We start from the raw sequence: 18,040 nt of genomic DNA, 5'->3' as shown, positions 1-18,040 counted from the left end.
GACCGGCGCCGTACATTGCTAAAATTGATTTTTATGACTTGTTATTATTTGTGTTTACGGCCGTATACCAGCCATGTGATAAACACACAGGAAATATAAAATACAAAAAATACTTTCATCGCATCTGCCGGCGAACCCGTCAGTGTTAATGATGTTCCGAACGCTTTTGGAATAAAAAAGCCACCGATTGCCCCAATAGCAGAGATAAACCCTAGAGCCGCAGCACTTTCTGTTACCGCTTCTTTTTGAGCCTCTTGCTCTGAAGCCCCTCTTAAAATGGCCTTATCCATGGTTAATTTACGAAAAACGACTGCGATCATTTGGAAGGTTGAGCCACTACCTAACCCTGCCGTTAAAAACAGCACCATAAATACGCCATAAAAAGCCCCGAAAGAGCCTCCTTGACCTTTTTCTGGTAACGTAAAAAACAGCAAACCAGAGAAAACAGCCATGACAACAAAGTTCAGTAATGTGACTTTCACGCCGCCAAAACGGTCAGACAGCATGCCGCCAACTGGACGCGCTAACGCCCCGAGGAAAGGACCAAAAAAAGCAAATTTCAGAATAATGACGTCTGGGAACTGCGTTTTCGATAACATCGCAAAACCGGCAGAAAAACCGATAAATGAGCCGAATGTCGCCAGATATAACAGGCTTAATACCCATAGATGGCCCCGTTTCAAAACAGGTAATTGTGCTTTAAGAGATGCCTTATTAGCCGCTAAGTCATTCATGCCAAACCAAGCCATCACCGTAAAAAGCAGTAGAAATGGCACCCAAATCCAAGCGGCATTTTCTAACCACAGCGTTGAACCATCAGGTTGAGTCGCTCCCGTTCCCCCCACGAAAGTAAATACGCCAACACCCACAATGAAAGGGGCCACCAATTGCATGACACTGACCCCTAAATTGCCTAGCCCACCATTCAGGCCAAGTGCACCACCTTGACGAGCTTTAGGGAAAAAGAAGCTGATATTAGCCATGCTGGATGCAAAGTTAGCGCCGGCAAAACCACAAAGTAGGGAAATAATGACAAAGACTTGATAAGGCGTGGCGGGGTTTTGAATCGCATAACCTAGCCAAATACATGGGATCACTAAAAATAGCGTACTAATAGCAGTCCAACGACGCCCACCAAAAATAGGAATAACGAATGAATAAGGGACTCTTAATAAAGCACCTGAAACTGAAGGTAATGCGGTTAATAAAAATAATTGGTCTGTCGTAAAATTAAAACCCACTTTATTTAAATTCACAGCAACGGCACTAAATAACATCCATACGCAAAATGCGAGCAATAAACATGGAATAGAAATCCATAAATTACGATTTGCAATACGCTGCCCCGTTTGCTGCCAAAACCGAATATCTTCAGGACGCCAATCCTGTATAACACCGTTATTTGACTGTGCAACCACGTTATTAACATTATCTCGTTGAGACATAAATCACCCCGATAGATACAATTTCTGCTCGCAGTGTGTGGCGAATAGCCCACTGTGAAGCTGATCTAAATCAAGAGAGATTTAAATGAAATATGCGTGATTTTTTTCGTTAACCACTAGAGGGGTATTAGGAGTACAAAACAATAACAAATTGAATTAAAACAAAAAAACTCATTACTGCGTAATTTTATGTGTTGGAATTTAAAGCGAATAATTCAATGGGATATTAAGGAGTAATACCGAAGTGGCATATTCAATTTTATATAATAGAGAAACAATATCTACGTTATCAAAAATAATGAATAAACGTAAAGAGTAGAAAGGATCACTTATGTCTATTGCTTATCGCCGATTTTCAATCATTAACCAAGTTATTGGTCTAATGTTATTGATTGCCGTACTCGGTATTATTGGCATGACAATTTCAAATAGTATGATTATTAGTGTACAAGGAAATGCACATGCAATTAATAAGTCAGGCTCATTGCGGATGCAAAGCTATCATTTACTTTCATTAGTGCCACTCAACCAATACTCTGACGTATATGTTAGTGAGCTTGAAAAAAATTTATTAAGCAATGAACTGACACAAGTTGTCGAAATAGAAGATTTAAATCCGCAATTTGCTGAGCTTTATCAATATTGGGTTACAGAATTAAAACCAGCACTTAACCATGCAGTTTCTCCTAATGATGCACGTCTTGCGGTCGTTACCTTCGTTAATAAACTCGATGCATTAGTTCGTAATATTGATGAAAAAACAGAACGAAAAATAACCTATGTAGCCATCACCCAAATGGTATTTATTAGCCTCGTTTCATTGCTACTTATTTTTGCTATCTGCCATTTTAGAAAGAAAATTTATGCACCTTGGCTTAAGTTACTTCATATGGTGAATGCGATTAGCCATCAAGATTTTAGTCAGCGCTTCCCTGTCGGCAAGAAACAAGATGAGCTAAATTCCCTGGGTCAAACATTAAATCAAATGTCGGATGAGCTCGCACAGAGTTACCATCAATTAGAATCCCGAGTTATCGAAAAAACGGCTGATCTACAAAATAAAAATAACGTATTACTCTATTTATACCAATCTAATCGCACCTTACATGCCATTGGGCCACTATCCGTCAGGTTAGAAAAAGTATTATCTGAACTGAAAAGCTTAATGCCATTACAAAACATCAGATTGAGGCTATATGAAGAAAATAATAATGCCTGCTTTCAAGAAATTCATTGCCCTGGAAACAAGGAACACTGCCTCAAGTCACCCAAAAAAGCTGAGCACCTTAAAGTAATATCATGGGAGATTTCCGATAACTTACAGCGTTATGGCATGATTTTGGCTGAAATAGATATAAACCAGCCATTATCTGAAGAGCAAAATAATTTAGTGCTCATGCTAGTCAAACAAATTGCTGGAATGCTAGCGATGGAGCACCAATTAGAACAACAACAGCAGTTACTGATTATGGATGAACGCTCGGCGATTGCGAGAGAATTACATGATTCCATCGCACAATCATTATCTTGTCTCAAAATGCAAATTAGTTATCTGCAAATGCAACCTAAAACATTGCCAACTAAGCACCAAAAACTATTAAACGAAATGCGCAATGAAATAAATTCCGCCTATAGCCAATTACGTGAACTTTTAACAACCTTCAGGCTAAAATTAACTGAACCAGGCTTATTCCCTGCTTTAGAAAGCACAATCCAAGAATTCAGCCAACGTCTTGGTTTTCAAATTGAATTAGATTACCAAATTCCAGCCAAAAGCCTCTCTCCACATCAATCTATTCATATTATTCAGATAATCCGAGAAGCTTTAAGCAATATTCTCAAACATGCTAATGCGAACTGGTCGCGAGTCTCATTAATCGAAAATAATGGGTTAATCACCATGACAATAGAAGACAATGGGGAAGGGATCCAACCTCAGCCAACAAAAAATAACCATTATGGATTGATTATTATGAGAGAAAGAGCCCTAAGCCTAAATGGGAAATATCAAATTTCCCCAAGAGTTCAGGGTGGCACTACGGTTAATGTCGTATTTCCACTGACTGTGGCCTAATTAAATTGGAGTAACTCATTAATGAAAAATGACAATAAACTGACTGGGCAATCTACCATTTTACTGATTGATGACCACCCGATGCTACGTAACGGTGTTAAACAATTAATTAGTTTAGAACCCACATTGAAGGTCATTGGTGAAGCAGACGATGGAATAACGGGTATTAAAATTGCGGAAGAGCAAGACCCCGATTTAATCCTATTAGATCTCAATATGCCGGGTATGAATGGCTTTGAAGTACTCGATAATTTACGTAGCCGCGAACTTTCAGGCCGAATTATCTTATTTACAGTATCCAATTACGGTGAAGACTTAATTCATGCATTAAAACGAGGTGCTGATGGCTATTTACTCAAAGACATGGAACCCGAAAAACTCATTATTGCATTAAAAGAAGCAGCAAGTGGTAAAATGGTCGTTAGCCCAACACTTACCTCCATTTTAGCTGAATCTTTAAGAGATAGCCGAGCCGCTACAGAGCATAATCTATCCGCATTAACCCCAAGAGAAACGCATATCTTAGATTTAATCTCACAGGGGCTATCAAATAAGATGATTGCGAATAAATTACAAATCACAGAGAGCACCGTCAAAGTCCACGTCAAACACTTACTAAAGAAACTTAATTTAAAATCGCGTGTTGAAGCCGCTATTTGGGTTTTACAACAAAAGTCATGACACAGCACCTCAACTTAATGCATCGAGCCATGGCTGTTGTTTTGGGTAACGTCGACGATAGCCATGCATAGCAACAGATAGCTGAATAAGATCCGTAAACCTTGTGGGGTCCAAACTAGTTTGCTTTTTAATTTGTTGTAACCGATAACTTAATGTATTTCTGTGAATACCTAATTGCTGCGCTGTGCTACCTATTTCGCCATTTTGCGATAAAAATAACTCCAGGGTTTCAAGCAAAATATCGCCCGAATCATGCAACAATATTTTATGGCAAATATCTAAAAAGAAATTAAATAGATAGCTATTTTCCAATTCATTAAAGAGGCATAAAGATGCCATTTCTTTAAATAAAAAGACTTGTTTATCGGGAACCGTTAGCCGGCCAACTTCAATCACTGAACGTGCGAAATGAACGGCATCTCTCACATGTTCCTGTGTATCTGCCTGAACACCAACACCAATGTAATATTGGCTAAGTTGGCTATCTAAAATGAAATGAAGGCTCGGAATAAATGACTCATTTTGATAATGTGTTGATGGAAATAGCATCAAAATTTCGCGGCTATTGAGTAATAACACATCACTTTTCTCCATAGCGGATAATTCAGTAATGATCGTATCGAGTATTTCAGGACGGTACTGAATAGCTTCAATATTAATAATCACAGGAATAGTCGGTAAAGTGAACGCAAAACCGGAATTATGCAATTTTAGTAATGCACTGCGCCCCTGTGCTGGCGTTGTGCTTTCTATAAACTGGACAAATAACATGTCACGCAAACGATGCTGCCAGTTAATACTACGCCGCTCAATTTCTTGTTGAATTAGCAGCTCAGCCGTCAGTATAGCGAGCTCGGCATAACGCTGGATCACAACAGGATCACCACTCACACCAATAACTAATTCCACTTTATCTGCCACAACAATCGGATGGTTTATCCCCGGTGCCACATTCGAATAAGCTCGCGCTTCATTTTCATTGTAAATAGTGATCCGTTTGCCGCAGCGGATCACTTCCACTGCGGCTTCATGGGTTTCACCAATACGCTTTTTTTCTCCTGAAGCGATAATCACGCCCTGACTATTAATCACATTGACGTTGTGATGGATAATTCCCATTGCACGCGTGACAATATCATTGGCTAGTTTTTCAGTCAGTAGCATCTTACCGCCTCACTTTAGGGTTTTATTTACGTATTCGAATTTGCGAGTACGGTACGCAGCAAATTTTCAGCTGTATCTGCCAAGTAACGCTCACAATTTTTCATTGCTTGCTCAAGGGAAACCGGCCCCGGACAAAGCGACCACATTGCGGTAATGCCATGTTGGTATAGGATACGGCTATCATCACTATACCCCCCACAAAGTGCAATGACAGGCACACCATAATGGCTGGCCATACGAGCCACTCCCACAGGAGCCTTACCATTCGCACTTTGGCTGTCCAGCCGCCCTTCTCCTACAATGACTAAATCCGCTTGTTGAATATAAGATTTTGCGCCAAGGAGCCCCAAAACGAGATCAATTCCCTTTTCGAGTTTTGCCGAAACAAACCAACGAAGCCCAGCACCTAACCCACCCGCTGCACCACTGCCAGCCTCCAGTGAGACATCTTTCCCCGTTATTGTTGACATCAATTTCGCATAGTGAGCCATTCCGATTTCAAGCTGGTCGAGTGTGGCTTGGTCGGCCCCCTTTTGGGGACCATAAACATAAGTCGCACCATTTTTGCCTAATAAAGGGTTTTCAACATCGCAAGAGACATTAAATTCAACTTCTACGGCTCGTGAATCAAATTTATCAAAATCAATCTTTGCAATATTAATGAGATCTTTACCACAAATTGGCGCCTCAATAAGCTGCGAGTTTTTATCATAGAACTGAGCACCTAATGCTTGAGCAAATCCTGCACCACCATCATTAGTTGCACTTCCTCCTATCCCAATAATAATACGAGAGCAGCCCATATCTAATGCATGTTTGACCATTTCACCCAAACCATAAGTTGAGGCATTCTCAACTCGACGGTGTTCACGTTGAACCAATTCCAGCCCACAGCATTGCGCCATTTCAATAAAGGCAGTTTTTTCCTCCAGCACTAATAACCCTGCATCAACCTTACTACCATAAGGCCCAGTACAGCTAAAAATGTAAGGTGTTACACCAGAAAGCGCGGGGCTATGTTCCAGTGACTCCAACAAACCTTCTCCGCCATCAGATATGGGTAATAACGTCATATCTAACTCAGAGGATACACGCTTGAAACCCTCAGCAACGGCTTGGCATGCCAACCTTGCAGAACAACTTCCTTTAAAGGAATCAAGTGCGATAACAATTTTCATGCAGACTTTCCTATTGTAAATGGCGATGTTGAATTATTTGCTTTCCGCTGGAGCCGATACTTGTAGTGATTCAGGCTCGCTCATACCGTTAGTATTCACTCGTGAAGCAATAATCGTTCCAATAACTAACAAACCGACACCAAACCATAATCCAGAAGTGGCTGTTCCTGTATAATCTTCAAAAAATCCTAGAATAAACGGGCCAAGGAAGCCACCAAATAATCCTAAGCAGTTCAATAATGCCAAACTTCCCGCTAGCATGCTGCCACTCATATACGTCGGTGGAAGTGAGAAAATAATCGATTGAACCACAAAAAACATAAATGCAGTTAAGCAAAAGCCAATTAAACCGACTACTGGACCGCCTAAGGCACCAATCACTAACCCAACCGCCATTACTGCATAACCTGAAACTAGAATGCGTGATGAACGTCGTGGTGTATTGGCCTTTCTCGCCACAAAAATGCCACCAATTGCAGCTGAAATCCAAGGGATTGCTGTTAATAAGCCAATTTGAATAGGCGTCAATTTGCCATACTCACCTATAATAGTAGGCAAGAAGTAACTTAAGCCATAGACCGAGAACTGGTGAGTGAAATAGATAGCAACAATCATCATGAAGGCTTTATTTTTAAATGCCGCCTTGAGTGAGAATTTACTGTTACTCACACTAATGCTATTTTTGTCTTGATCGTGTTTATATTTAATATAATTCCGATCATCTTCATCTAACCATTTCGCATCTTCTGGTTTATTCGGCAACACGAACCACACAACAAATGCTAGGATAACTGCTGGCAGGCCTTCAATAACAAACATCCATTGCCAACCATGGAAGCCCCATAAGCCATCCATACTCAATAATAGGCCGCTCAGCGGTGCCCCAATAATATTCGCGAGACAGACTCCAAGTAAAAATAATCCTGTTGCTTTAGCCCGCTCCTCTTGGCTAAACCAATATGTCATATACAAAATGACCCCAGGATATAGACCCGCTTCAGCCGCTCCTAGTAATAACCGCAAGATATAAAAAGAAGTCGGCCCTGTCACAAACGCCATTGCCGCAGATAATAACCCCCAAGTGATCATAATCCGCGTGATCCAAAAACGCGCGCCCACTTTTTCCATTATTAAATTACTTGGGATCTCAAGAATCGAGTAGGTTAGGAAAAAAAGCCCTGCACCAATACCAAATGCGGTTGCAGATAATCCTAAATCAATCGACATCGCATTTTTTGCCATGCCAATATTGGTTCGGTCAATAAAGCTAATAATGTACGCTAAAATCAACAACGGCATCAGGTTACGATATATCTTTGCGTTAGTTTTTTTACCCTGAGCTGCATAATCTAACTTTGCATTTGTAGAAAACATAGATAAGATCCTCATGTTGTAGTGAAACAGGTACGGCTCTCGGCAATAAGTACCCCATACCTGTTGTTTTACTTCAGCAACAGCCCGACGCCCCACGTCGGGCTTTCTGCTTGCAGTTTTTCTTATTCTCTTTCGAACAACATTGATATCCCTTGACCACCACCGATACACATAGTCACTAACCCGGTAGCAACCTGGCGGCGTTCCATTTCATACATTAACTTCACAGGCAAAATAGCCCCACTGGCACCCACAGGATGACCCAGAGCAATTGCGCCACCATTCACATTCACTTTAGTGCTATCAAGAGACAAATCATTCATGACTGCAATAGCTTGTGCAGCAAACGCTTCATTTAACTCAATTAAATCAATGTCTTTTACATCCATTTTGAGCTTTTCCATTAATCGACGGGTTGCTGGCGCGGGTCCAAAGCCCATAATGGCCGCTTCACAACCTGCTACAGCCCAATCGACCACTTTCATTCTTGGCTTCAGACCACGTTTTTCCGCCTCTTCACGACGCATCATCACTAATGCCGCAGCACCATCATTGATACCTGAAGAGTTTGCTGGCGTAACCACACCATCAGCTTTAAATGCAGGGCGCAATTTTGCTAATTTTTCACGTGGTGTATCCCGCGGATGTTCATCGGTATCAAAAATACGCGTGCCTTTACGGCCTTCAGGTATTTCTACGGGTAATATTTGATCAGCAAAATAACCCGCTTGAATCGCTTTTAACGCTTTTTGCTGGCTATCCCATGCAAAATCATCCATTTCTTCACGGGTAATATTGAACTGTTCTGCAACATTTTCTGCCGTCATTCCGTTGTGATAAGGGCCTTCTGGCCAAGTTAAGATAGACGTTAACCCATCCTCGAGCACATCATTCCCCATGCGGTAGCCATAACGCGCTTTGCGTAAGTAATACGGCAGCATCGTCATATTTTCTGTACCACATGCCACCACAACATCGGATTGGCCAGTCTGTAGCAGCATCATGCCATCAGCTAAAGCTTGTAACCCTGAGCCACATTGGCGGTTAACCGAATATGCAGTCGTTTCTTTTGGGAGCCCTGCTCGTAGCTGACAAATACGTGCGATAAAACCACTTTCTGCGATTTGCCCAACATTACCCACGATGACTTCATCAACATCTTCGGGGGCAATTCCTGCTCTTTTCACAGCTTCACGGATCACCACAGCTCCGAGGTCATGTTGATGCGTATTTGCAAAACTTCCCCCCATCGTGCCAATTGCTGTTCTCACACCACTCACAATGACAATATCATTCGCTTGTTTCATTATTTCCCCCTATAGCACCATTCCGCCGCCAACATTGATCACTTCACCATTGATATAACGCGCTTTATCAGAGGCTAAAAAGGCAACACATTGGCCTACATCGCGCGGATCCCCGGCAAAACCCGCAGGGATCTTACTGATCATGATGTCCCACACTTTTTCAGGTACACCACGGGTCATATCTGTATCAATAAACCCCGGGCAAATCGCATTTACTGTGACACCTTTACGGGCTAACTCACGGCAAGCCGTTTTTGTCAGACCAATAACCCCTGCTTTAGACGCGGCATAGTTAGCTTGCCCAACATTCCCAAGCCAACTGGCCGAGGAAATATTGACAATTCGCCCATGTCCTTGCTCACGCATTAATTTTGCAGCCTCTTGCATGCAGTTAAATGTCCCTTTCAGATTGATATCAATGACTTTATCCCAATCATCTTCCGTTAATTTATGCAGCATGCCATCTCGGTTGATCCCCGCATTGTTCACCAGTACATCAATCGCCCCAAAATGTGCTAACGTTTTAGAAAATAAGGTATTGACCTCTTCACGCTTGGCAATATCACAAGGAATAAAAATGGCTTGATGGCCTTGTTCTTGTAGCTGTTTTGCACTTTCTTCACCTGACGACATGGCTAAGTCAGAAATAACGACTTTTGCCCCTTCTTCCGCAAGCACCTGAGCAATAGCAAAACCAATACCTCTTGCAGAACCCGTCACAATGGCGACTTTATCTTGTACTAACATGGATAAATTCCTCTTTAATATTGAAACTATAAATACGAAACCAGACCAAAAGGGGCTTCCTCAAATAATGAAGAAGACATCACCTTCAAATCAGGGGAAATTTCGGGTACGAAGTCCATATGGGCAAGGATGTCACGCTCTAGGTCAATACCGGGGGCAATTTCAACCAGTACTGGGGTTTCCCCCCCTAATGTGAACACTGCACGTTCCGTGACAAAATGCATGGTTTGGTTGATATTTCGTGCGACATCCGCATTCCATGAAATTTGCCGTACTTGGTTAACTAACTTTCTAATATCCCCTTCCCGCACAATATTTAACTGCCCATTTTCACAACGAATATCTAACCCTTTTGCGGTAAACGTCGAGCAAAACACCACGTGCCGCGCATTTTGGGTAATATCAATAAACCCACCTGCCCCAGGGCAAATATTGCCTAGCAACGTCGCATTGACATGGCCACGGGCATCCATTTCCCCTGCGCCCATATACGTGATATCAACGCCTGCACCGTTGTAGTACAACATTTGGTCTTGGTGACTAATCATCGCTGACAGGTTACGGCCTATACCAAAATCAATACCGCCAGCTTGGACGCCCCCCCAAATCCCTGACTCCACGGTAATATCGACGCGCTTAGTTGCATTTTCTTCCTGAATAATTGAGCCGATAACATCGTTTGGAATACCCGTTCCTAAGTTAATCACACAGTTTTCATATAGATAACGGCATGCAATTCGCCCAATCAATTTGCGAATATCCAAAGGTAATGGCGTAGTTTGTTGGACAGGGGTGCGAATATCACCGCATAGAGTTGGGTCAAAAAACCAGCTTGAGGATTGGCGATGGTCTTCTTCAGGGTTATCGCACACGACAATGTGGTCAATAAAGCTTGCGGGAACAGTGACACGCTTGGGATGCAGAGTCCCTTCTTCAACGCAATACTTCACTTGTGCAATCACTTTCGCACCAAAGCGTTTAGCCGCCAGTACCGCATGCAAGACCTCTAGGGCCATGGCTTCTTCATCGGTGGTAAGGTTACCTTTACTATCAGCGTGAGTTCCTCTGATCACCACCACATCTAAGGGAATTTCTGGGTACCATAACCATTCTTCCCCTTTGAAATTCACTTTTTCAACCAAAGGAGGAAGTGCCAACGTTTTCGCGTTCATCCTACCGCCTTCAAGATCAGGATCGATAAATGTCCCTAACCCTACTTTGGATAAGCGCCCCGGTAAGCCTGCAGCCATTGCGCCATATAAGTGCACCATTTGCCCTTGAGGGAGGCAATACGCTTCGACTTGGTTATCATTAATCATTTGCATCCATCGAGGTGCTAACCCCCAATGGGAACCAATGATCCGTTTCACCATCCCTTCATGGGCAAAGTGTTGATTCCCTCGAATACGGTTACACTGTCCAGCTGCATGAACCAGTGTTAATTGATTTGGTGTACCCTCGGATAAAAAACGTTGTTCAATTGCCGATAAAATAGATTCAGCAGCACTGGTTAATGTCATTCCCACAGTACAAATCGTATCGCCATTATTAATTAATTTAGCGGCATCTTGTTTCGAAATAAATTTATTATTCATGATAAAACCTACCTGAAGGCTAATATTTCATAGCCCCTTTTTGATTAATTAAAAACTAATTTAGAATTTAGTTATTTAAAGAGTAATATCGTAATTTCAAATCTTTCTTACTTATTTTCCCATTCCACGTTCTAGGGAAATTACGTGTAAACATAATTCTTACTGGAACTTTATAAGTTGGCACCCTGTCTTTTAACCATTCAATAATTTCTTTACTGGTTAAACATACTTGGTTTTCAGGAATAATAAATGCAATAGGCTCTTCACCATAAATGGTACTTTCAATTGGAATGACAGCGACTTCATTAACACCCGGATAATTAGAAATCAAATCTTCGACTTCAATAGAATATATTTTTTCACCACCACGGTTAATCATGTCTTTAATTCGATCTTGAATATAAAGAAAACCATCATCATCCCTATAACCAATATCCCCTGTGAAAAACCAACCATCATTAAATGATGTCGTGTTCGCAGGGCTGTCAGGCCAATAACGTTGGATAACAACATCCCCCTTCACCCAAATGTTACCTGTCGTGTTAGCGGGTTTATCCTTACCGTTATCGTCACGTATGGCCACCTGTAATCCAGGAACTGGTGTACCTGAGCTCGCTTTCTTATCACTATAACGAATATCTTCACGAAATATGGTGGCAGGGGATGATGTCTCAGTCAAACCATAAATAGAATGAATAGATGTTTTGGCGAATATATAAGAAAGCTCTTTAATCGTACCTTCATTTAAATGCCCTGCACCACAAGCAATCATTTTTAATGAATTAAATCTTTCTAGATTAATACTTTTATTTTCTTTTATTTTTTGAATTAACAATATAAATACAGTTGGAGAACCATGTAGAAATGTTATTTTCTCTCTTGCAATTGTTGAGATAATACCTTTTGCATTAAATTTTTTCTGAAGATAGATCGTACCACCAATATGAATAAATAATGCTAAAATAGCGGAGAGCCCCGTAATATGATAAATCGGTACAGCCAAAATTGTTTTATCGTGTTCAGATAACTTTAACGTTTCCTGATAGGCATATACAGCAGATAATATATTCTTGTGCGTGATCACAGCACCTTTCGGTGTTCCCGTTGTGCCCGAAGTGAATATCACCACCGCTGGGTCTTCTTCATCAACTTGGTTAATAAAATTAATTTCATCGGTAAGGATTAAATTACGCCACTGAGAAAGGCTAACTCCTTTTTCACTGAGCTGTGCCAGCCATGGTTGGTATGTATCATCCCAAAAAATGGCATCGGCATTAATACAGGATAAATGCTCTTTACCTTCAAATTCTTTCATTTTGGTACTTAAGGGCATTACCTGAATACCCAGCCCTACCGCGGCATAAAATAATTGGCAAAATTCAATCGTATTACCCCAGCCGAGTACAATTCGATCGCCTTTTTTCAACTGCACGGTGGTTGTTAGCCACAACATTGTTTGATTTACTTTCACAAGTAATTGGCGATAACTCCAACTTTGCTCTTCAAATACAATGGCAACAGCGTCTGGCTGCACTTTTGCTCTCTGTAATAAGCTTTGGTAGATGTTTGAATTTGGCACAAGCATGGACACACTCCGATACCGCTGAATATGACTGATATGCTATCAATGTATAAAATACACTCCGATAAATTAGTGCCAATCTTCACAAATTATTCACACCCTTTTTTTATTTGAATTAGTGATCTGCACAACCCATTTGTTAACGTTTTTTTTATTTAGGTCTCATTTCACACCCTGATTTTTATAACAAATGAAAATATTTACCTTTTGTTATTGGCGAACCACCCAAAAGGCACAGAAATTCCGATAAAGAACTCAACCTCCATTGTGCGTATAAACAACGACTCACAAACGAAAAAGAGTTCAGGGTTAATACTTAACAAGCCCGTTTATCCCCTATCTGCTCTTGCACTCTGTGCTATTTAGCCTTCTCACCAAACCCAATAAGATAATAATAGTGGTGAATTCACTAGAGATTGCTACAGTGGAACACAGTCATAATGAAAGAAATGATGTGAAAGCAATCGCCATCTTTGAAAACGGTTAAGGAGTTAACTCATGGCAAACACCCCTTATATTCCCCCTAATGTCTGGCAATGGGAGCAAGGTAATGGCGGAAAATTCGCCAATATTAATCGTCCAATTTCCGGTGCAACTCACGAAAAATCTTTACCTGTAGGTAAGCACCCACTACAGCTATATTCATTAGGAACACCGAACGGGCAAAAAGTCACTATTATGTTAGAAGAGCTATTAGCCCTTGGCATTAAGGAGGCTGAGTACGATGCTTGGCTAATTAATATCGGTGAAGGAGACCAATTTAGTTCGGGTTTCGTTGAAATTAACCCTAACTCAAAAATCCCCGCCTTAGTCGACAGAAGTGGTAAGGAGCCTATCCGAGTATTCGAATCAGGTTCGATTCTGACCTATTTAGCTGAAAAATTTTCTGCTTTTTTACCCACAACTCAACCAGAACGTGCTGAAACCTTATCTTGGCTATTTTGGCAAATGGGCTCAGCACCTTTTGCAGGTGGCGGTTTTGGCCATTTTTATGCCTATGCTCCTGAAAAATTTGAATACCCTATTAACCGCTTTGCAATGGAAACCAAGCGTCAATTAGATGTGTTAGACAAACGTTTAGCAGAACATAGATATGTTGCAGGGGAAAACTACAGTATCGCTGATATCGCCATCTGGCCGTGGTACGGTGCATTAGTGAAAGGTTGGCTTTATGATGCCGCTGAGTTTTTATCTGTCCATGAATATAAAAATGTCATTCGTTGGGCTGATGAAGTCTATGCACGCCCAGCAGTACAGCGCGGTCGACGGGTTAATCGCCTACAAGGTGATCCTGCACAGCAAGTACGCGAACGCCACGATGCGAGTGATATAAGTTAAGTCATTTTTACCAACCAAAGTACTTAAATCGCACAAGGTAGTTATTATGAGCTCACCTTGTGCTTTTTTAAACTTTACCCCTCATTTTAGCTCACTAAAGTATGCCAATATTGTTCTATCAAATATAAACTTTTATCGTGTAACTTATTTATGTCAGGGACTGAACTCTCTTTATAAGCGTATTTTTATGATCCGCATCCTAATTGTTTCTGAATTATTTATTACATTTATTTTCAAATTAACATTATTAAAAAATCCTTATAAATAATTAATCCATACTACTCATTCACAATTGCGCATTAAATTTAAAGGAATAATTAACAAACATGTAAGATAAAAGGTCAGCATTAAGAAAATGTATAATTAATCCTTTAACTTTATCTCCCGCCTTATATTGGCGGGAGCATTATTTAGAAAAACAGCTTGGTCATTGTACGCTGTACTTGTAATTCTCTTGCTAACATGTTTACTACTATATGTGTAATCTCCCCAGCCAATCGATACACTGGAGTTTTTGTATTTTGATAAACTAATTGGCAAAAACGTTCTTCCCAAGTAAGAAGATGTTCATATAAAACAATACGAGTTGCATGTTTATAATACTCCTTATCTTCACCCTTTAAATTTGGGTCCATTATTTTTTGCCATAGTGTCGCTAATACTGACAGCATTAACCCTATATGGTCTTGCGGTTGTTTTTCATCAAGTATATATCGGAATTTATGCTCTTCTAAAAAAGCTATCCACTGATAAGTTGATGAGCGAAATAATAAATTTTCTTCATCTAGATAGACAGAGCCCCATGGTGGAGCTAGAGGCATTCCAATACCAACAAATAATGATAAATGGTCTGCCTGTAATTTATCTAAAACATCTTCATCAAATAAATAGTTTTCTAATACACTACAATCATTACCTAATTTTTCTTGCCAATATAATAAAATACCACTTGAACAGACTTCTTTTAAAAGTATAGCATTTGGCTCGAAAAAAAATAATTGGTATAACAATTTCAATGTAACAACAGTTTCTGATGGTTCAAGTTGTAATTGAGTATCTGTAATAATACTTTGGTCATTTCTCATCACTTGCCTCTTTCCCCATAAACTACAGCAACTATATAGCTTTAACTTCTACCAAATTGGTGCCTTGTGGGTTGGCTTTAGCCAATGCAGTAGGTCTTAAGCGAGTAATCGTATTAATGCATCCGCCTATATCGACACCATTAGAATCCGGCTTATACCATGCTCCTTCAGCCAAAGCGACAACACCAGGCATAATACGAGGTGTGATTTTAATCGGTATCTGGATAGTTCCCCGATCATTGTAAACGTGAATAAGTTGTCCTTGCTCCAAGCGACGCTCACTGGCATCAATAGGATTAATCAACAATGCATCTTCAATGACTTCTCGCAGCCAAGGGACATTATAGAATGTAGAATGTGGACGCCCTTTTGATTTAAATCCTATTAGCTGTAGTGGATATCGTTTCTTCGTATCTATATCCGTGTAGCTTTCCCATGTTTGTATATATTGCGGTAAAGGAGTAACTTTGTCCCCTTCATCTAATTGCCAAGTATTCGCGATTTTAGCTAGCTTATGGCTATATATCTGAATTTTGCCTGATTCCGTTGATAATGCATTTTCTTTAGGATTTAATCTGAATGCTTTTAATACATAGCGATCTTCTTCAGGATCGAAAGGTCTACGTATTGTTTTCTTTTGTGACAATTCCTGATAACTAGGAAAATTAGGATGTTTAACCCGGCTTTCTTCATATAAATGACGTTGCCAATCATCCCATGTTCTACCTTCTCTATATTGCTCTCTTATGCCAAACTTTCCTGCTAAATCTGAAAACACATCATAAGGGTGGCGACACTCATATAATGGATCCAATACATGTTCTGTTTTTGTTATATGTGTAGAAAATGCAACAACGCGTGAATTTTCTAGCCATGTGATATCAGGCAGTAAGATATCTGCAAACTTGGCACTTGCAGTCATATGATTATCCATGACAAAAATAAACTCAAGCAGCTCTTCATTGGCTAATATTTTAGCCATTGCATTACAGTCAGAATGTTGATTTAATAGCCAATTACCTTGATACATAAACACACATTTTACATCTGTGTTAAGTTTATCTTCACCTTCAATACCGTCACTTAATGATGTCATTTCGTGACCTCGTAGGATCGCTTCCGACCATTTAAAACAAGGTATTTTTGCTTTGACGGGGTTCTTGCCTGTAGGCATCTTAGCAATATCAGTTTTATGAAATAAAAAATCTGAGCCGCCATTATTCGTTCCAGGCAAACCAATTTTTCCAAGTAAAATTGGTAACATAAATATGGCCCGAGCTGTTTGCTCACCAGCTGCATGACGTTGAGGCCCCCAACCTTGAGCGATAAATGGAGCTTTAGCATTACCTAATTCACGCGCTAGCTTATATATTTGCTCGCTAGGAACACCGCAAATATGAGCCGCATATTCAGGTCTTTTTTCTATTCCATCTTCACCCTGCCCTAAAATATACGCTTTATAACTAAGTGATGCGTCTAAAGCGGGTAGCCCATGCTCTGGTATCGCAGGCTCTGCATCATAACCGTAGCAATATTCCTTTAAGAAAGCTTCATCAACAAATTTTTCGGTAATCAAAACCCATGACAACGCTTCGACTAATAAAGCATCTGTTCCTGGGCGAATTGGAATCCATTGGTCTTCCCGCCCACAAGCTGTATCAGTATATTGAGGGTCAATAATAATAGTCCGAGCAGAACTTTTCGCTTTGCTAACTTGATAATGATAAGTATCACTACCTCCGCTCATTCTAGTATTAGCGGGGTTATTACCAAAATAAACAATGAGGTCTGAACGAGCTAATTCTGTTGGAGCACTCCCCATTGTGTAAGACTTATCCCCATAGGTATAAGTTGAGGCAGTATCAATTTGGTGGCTACTATAATTACCAACAGGTGATAGAAAACCACCAATCATATTAAGGAAGCGAGGAACAAAATGATAGGGTCCATCAGGTTTACCATAGCCTATACGGCTAAATATAGCCTGATTACCATATTGGCTAATAATTTTACTCAGCCTAGTATATATTTCTTCTAATGCTTCATCCCAACTAATTCTTTTAAACTCACCATCTCCTCGTTTGCCAACTCTTTTCATTGGATATTTCAAGCGATCTGGTGAAAATGTACGTTTATGTAGCGAACGCCCACGTAAACATGCTCGAACTTGATGCTGTCCGAATTGATCATTACCTATATCATCAGTTTCAATTCGCTTTATCTGATTATTTTCTGTAACAATCTTTAGTAAACAACTGGAATGACAATGTGCCCAGCAGTTATGCCATTTTGTTACTTCTCCAATATGAGTTTCTATTACTGCTGATGCTATTGCATTCATAGAATGAGTAGATAAAAAAGCACCTGAACCTAAAAATGTTCCCAGCTTTATAAAATGGCGTCGAGAAAGCGTATAACGTTCTTTTTCAAATTGGTCTTTTGTATCTTTAAGCATAATGATATCTCTATT

The 18,040-nt window shown here is 40.3% G+C and carries 13 protein-coding genes; 3 read left to right on the top strand and 10 right to left on the bottom strand.

The window, feature by feature from the left end; translation table 11 throughout:
* Window positions 1-44 precede the first annotated feature (44 nt).
* Complete coding sequence (locus G6Q48_RS01300) at window positions 45-1,445, bottom strand: NarK family nitrate/nitrite MFS transporter (RefSeq protein WP_166264160.1); 1,401 nt, start codon at window positions 1,443-1,445, stop codon at window positions 45-47.
* 331 nt (window positions 1,446-1,776) lie between these two features.
* Here G6Q48_RS01300 and narX point away from each other — a divergent pair, with 331 nt between their 5' ends.
* Together narX and narL are read left to right on the top strand one after the other, a co-directional pair.
* Window positions 1,777-3,519, top strand: a complete 1,743-nt coding sequence (gene narX / locus G6Q48_RS01295; RefSeq protein ID WP_166264158.1) for a nitrate/nitrite two-component system sensor histidine kinase NarX — start codon at window positions 1,777-1,779, stop codon at window positions 3,517-3,519.
* A gap of 21 nt (window positions 3,520-3,540) precedes the next feature.
* Window positions 3,541-4,200, top strand: coding sequence for a two-component system response regulator NarL (gene narL / locus G6Q48_RS01290; protein ID WP_166264156.1), 660 nt, complete (start codon window positions 3,541-3,543; stop codon window positions 4,198-4,200).
* A gap of 9 nt (window positions 4,201-4,209) precedes the next feature.
* On the opposite strand, the gene G6Q48_RS01285 is transcribed toward narL, so the two are convergent.
* The 7 genes from G6Q48_RS01285 to G6Q48_RS01255 form a co-directional block, all read right to left on the bottom strand.
* Complete coding sequence (locus tag G6Q48_RS01285; protein WP_166264154.1) at window positions 4,210-5,364, bottom strand: CdaR family transcriptional regulator; 1,155 nt, start codon at window positions 5,362-5,364, stop codon at window positions 4,210-4,212.
* A gap of 26 nt (window positions 5,365-5,390) precedes the next feature.
* Window positions 5,391-6,542 carry a glycerate kinase gene (locus G6Q48_RS01280; RefSeq protein WP_166264152.1) on the bottom strand — a complete coding sequence of 384 codons (1,152 nt, stop codon included), beginning with the start codon at window positions 6,540-6,542 and terminating at the stop codon, window positions 5,391-5,393.
* Window positions 6,543-6,575: 33 nt separating this feature from the next.
* Entirely contained in the window at window positions 6,576-7,916 is a 1,341-nt protein-coding gene (locus G6Q48_RS01275) for an MFS transporter (RefSeq protein WP_166264150.1), read from the bottom strand.
* A gap of 122 nt (window positions 7,917-8,038) precedes the next feature.
* Window positions 8,039-9,223: a thiolase family protein gene (locus G6Q48_RS01270; RefSeq protein ID WP_166264148.1), complete on the bottom strand. Its 1,185-nt coding sequence runs from the start codon at window positions 9,221-9,223 to the stop codon at window positions 8,039-8,041.
* A 9-nt stretch (window positions 9,224-9,232) separates the two neighbouring features.
* Entirely contained in the window at window positions 9,233-9,970 is a 738-nt protein-coding gene (gene fabG, locus G6Q48_RS01265) for a 3-oxoacyl-ACP reductase FabG (protein ID WP_102138111.1), read from the bottom strand.
* A gap of 26 nt (window positions 9,971-9,996) precedes the next feature.
* The gene (locus G6Q48_RS01260; protein ID WP_166264146.1) at window positions 9,997-11,565 is read right to left on the bottom strand and encodes an acyl CoA:acetate/3-ketoacid CoA transferase; all 1,569 of its coding nucleotides are present in this window, start codon (window positions 11,563-11,565) and stop codon (window positions 9,997-9,999) included.
* 67 nt (window positions 11,566-11,632) lie between these two features.
* A complete protein-coding gene (locus G6Q48_RS01255) occupies window positions 11,633-13,150 on the bottom strand; it encodes a class I adenylate-forming enzyme family protein (protein WP_166264144.1) in 1,518 nt (505 codons plus the stop codon).
* Between the two features lie 495 nt (window positions 13,151-13,645).
* Between G6Q48_RS01255 and yghU the strand changes: the two genes are divergently transcribed.
* Window positions 13,646-14,485 (top strand): glutathione-dependent disulfide-bond oxidoreductase, encoded by an 840-nt coding sequence (gene yghU / locus G6Q48_RS01250; protein WP_166264142.1) that lies wholly within the window; start codon window positions 13,646-13,648, stop codon window positions 14,483-14,485.
* A 410-nt stretch (window positions 14,486-14,895) separates the two neighbouring features.
* Here the strand turns inward: yghU and G6Q48_RS01245 are convergent, their stop codons facing one another.
* Both G6Q48_RS01245 and G6Q48_RS01240 read right to left on the bottom strand, forming a co-directional pair.
* On the bottom strand, window positions 14,896-15,570 hold the full coding sequence (locus tag G6Q48_RS01245; protein ID WP_166264140.1) for a TorD/DmsD family molecular chaperone: 675 nt from the start codon (window positions 15,568-15,570) through the stop codon (window positions 14,896-14,898).
* Between the two features lie 31 nt (window positions 15,571-15,601).
* Window positions 15,602-18,025: a DMSO/selenate family reductase complex A subunit gene (locus tag G6Q48_RS01240; protein WP_166264138.1), complete on the bottom strand. Its 2,424-nt coding sequence runs from the start codon at window positions 18,023-18,025 to the stop codon at window positions 15,602-15,604.
* Between the last annotated feature and the right edge of the window lie 15 nt (window positions 18,026-18,040).

Source organism: Providencia sp. M-27 (assembly GCF_011077905.1).
In the GTDB taxonomy this organism is placed as follows: Bacteria; Pseudomonadota; Gammaproteobacteria; order Enterobacterales; family Enterobacteriaceae; genus Providencia; species Providencia huaxiensis.
Note: the sequence above shows the minus strand (reverse complement) of the source record. Positions and strands in the feature narration are given on the sequence as shown.

Excerpts from the sequence above, each read along its gene's own strand:
- G6Q48_RS01240 (WP_166264138.1), bottom strand. The coding sequence starts at position 18,025 with ATGCTTAAAGATACAAAAGACCAATTTGAAAAAGAACGTTATACGCTT.
- yghU (WP_166264142.1), top strand. The coding sequence starts at position 13,646 with ATGGCAAACACCCCTTATATTCCCCCTAATGTCTGGCAATGGGAGCAA.
- narL (WP_166264156.1), top strand. The coding sequence starts at position 3,541 with ATGAAAAATGACAATAAACTGACTGGGCAATCTACCATTTTACTGATT.
- G6Q48_RS01285 (WP_166264154.1), bottom strand. The coding sequence starts at position 5,364 with ATGCTACTGACTGAAAAACTAGCCAATGATATTGTCACGCGTGCAATG.
- G6Q48_RS01270 (WP_166264148.1), bottom strand. The coding sequence starts at position 9,223 with ATGAAACAAGCGAATGATATTGTCATTGTGAGTGGTGTGAGAACAGCA.
- G6Q48_RS01260 (WP_166264146.1), bottom strand. The coding sequence starts at position 11,565 with ATGAATAATAAATTTATTTCGAAACAAGATGCCGCTAAATTAATTAAT.
- G6Q48_RS01255 (WP_166264144.1), bottom strand. The coding sequence starts at position 13,150 with ATGCTTGTGCCAAATTCAAACATCTACCAAAGCTTATTACAGAGAGCA.
- fabG (WP_102138111.1), bottom strand. The coding sequence starts at position 9,970 with ATGTTAGTACAAGATAAAGTCGCCATTGTGACGGGTTCTGCAAGAGGT.
- narX (WP_166264158.1), top strand. The coding sequence starts at position 1,777 with ATGTCTATTGCTTATCGCCGATTTTCAATCATTAACCAAGTTATTGGT.
- G6Q48_RS01280 (WP_166264152.1), bottom strand. The coding sequence starts at position 6,542 with ATGAAAATTGTTATCGCACTTGATTCCTTTAAAGGAAGTTGTTCTGCA.
- G6Q48_RS01300 (WP_166264160.1), bottom strand. The coding sequence starts at position 1,445 with ATGTCTCAACGAGATAATGTTAATAACGTGGTTGCACAGTCAAATAAC.
- G6Q48_RS01245 (WP_166264140.1), bottom strand. The coding sequence starts at position 15,570 with ATGAGAAATGACCAAAGTATTATTACAGATACTCAATTACAACTTGAA.
- G6Q48_RS01275 (WP_166264150.1), bottom strand. The coding sequence starts at position 7,916 with ATGTTTTCTACAAATGCAAAGTTAGATTATGCAGCTCAGGGTAAAAAA.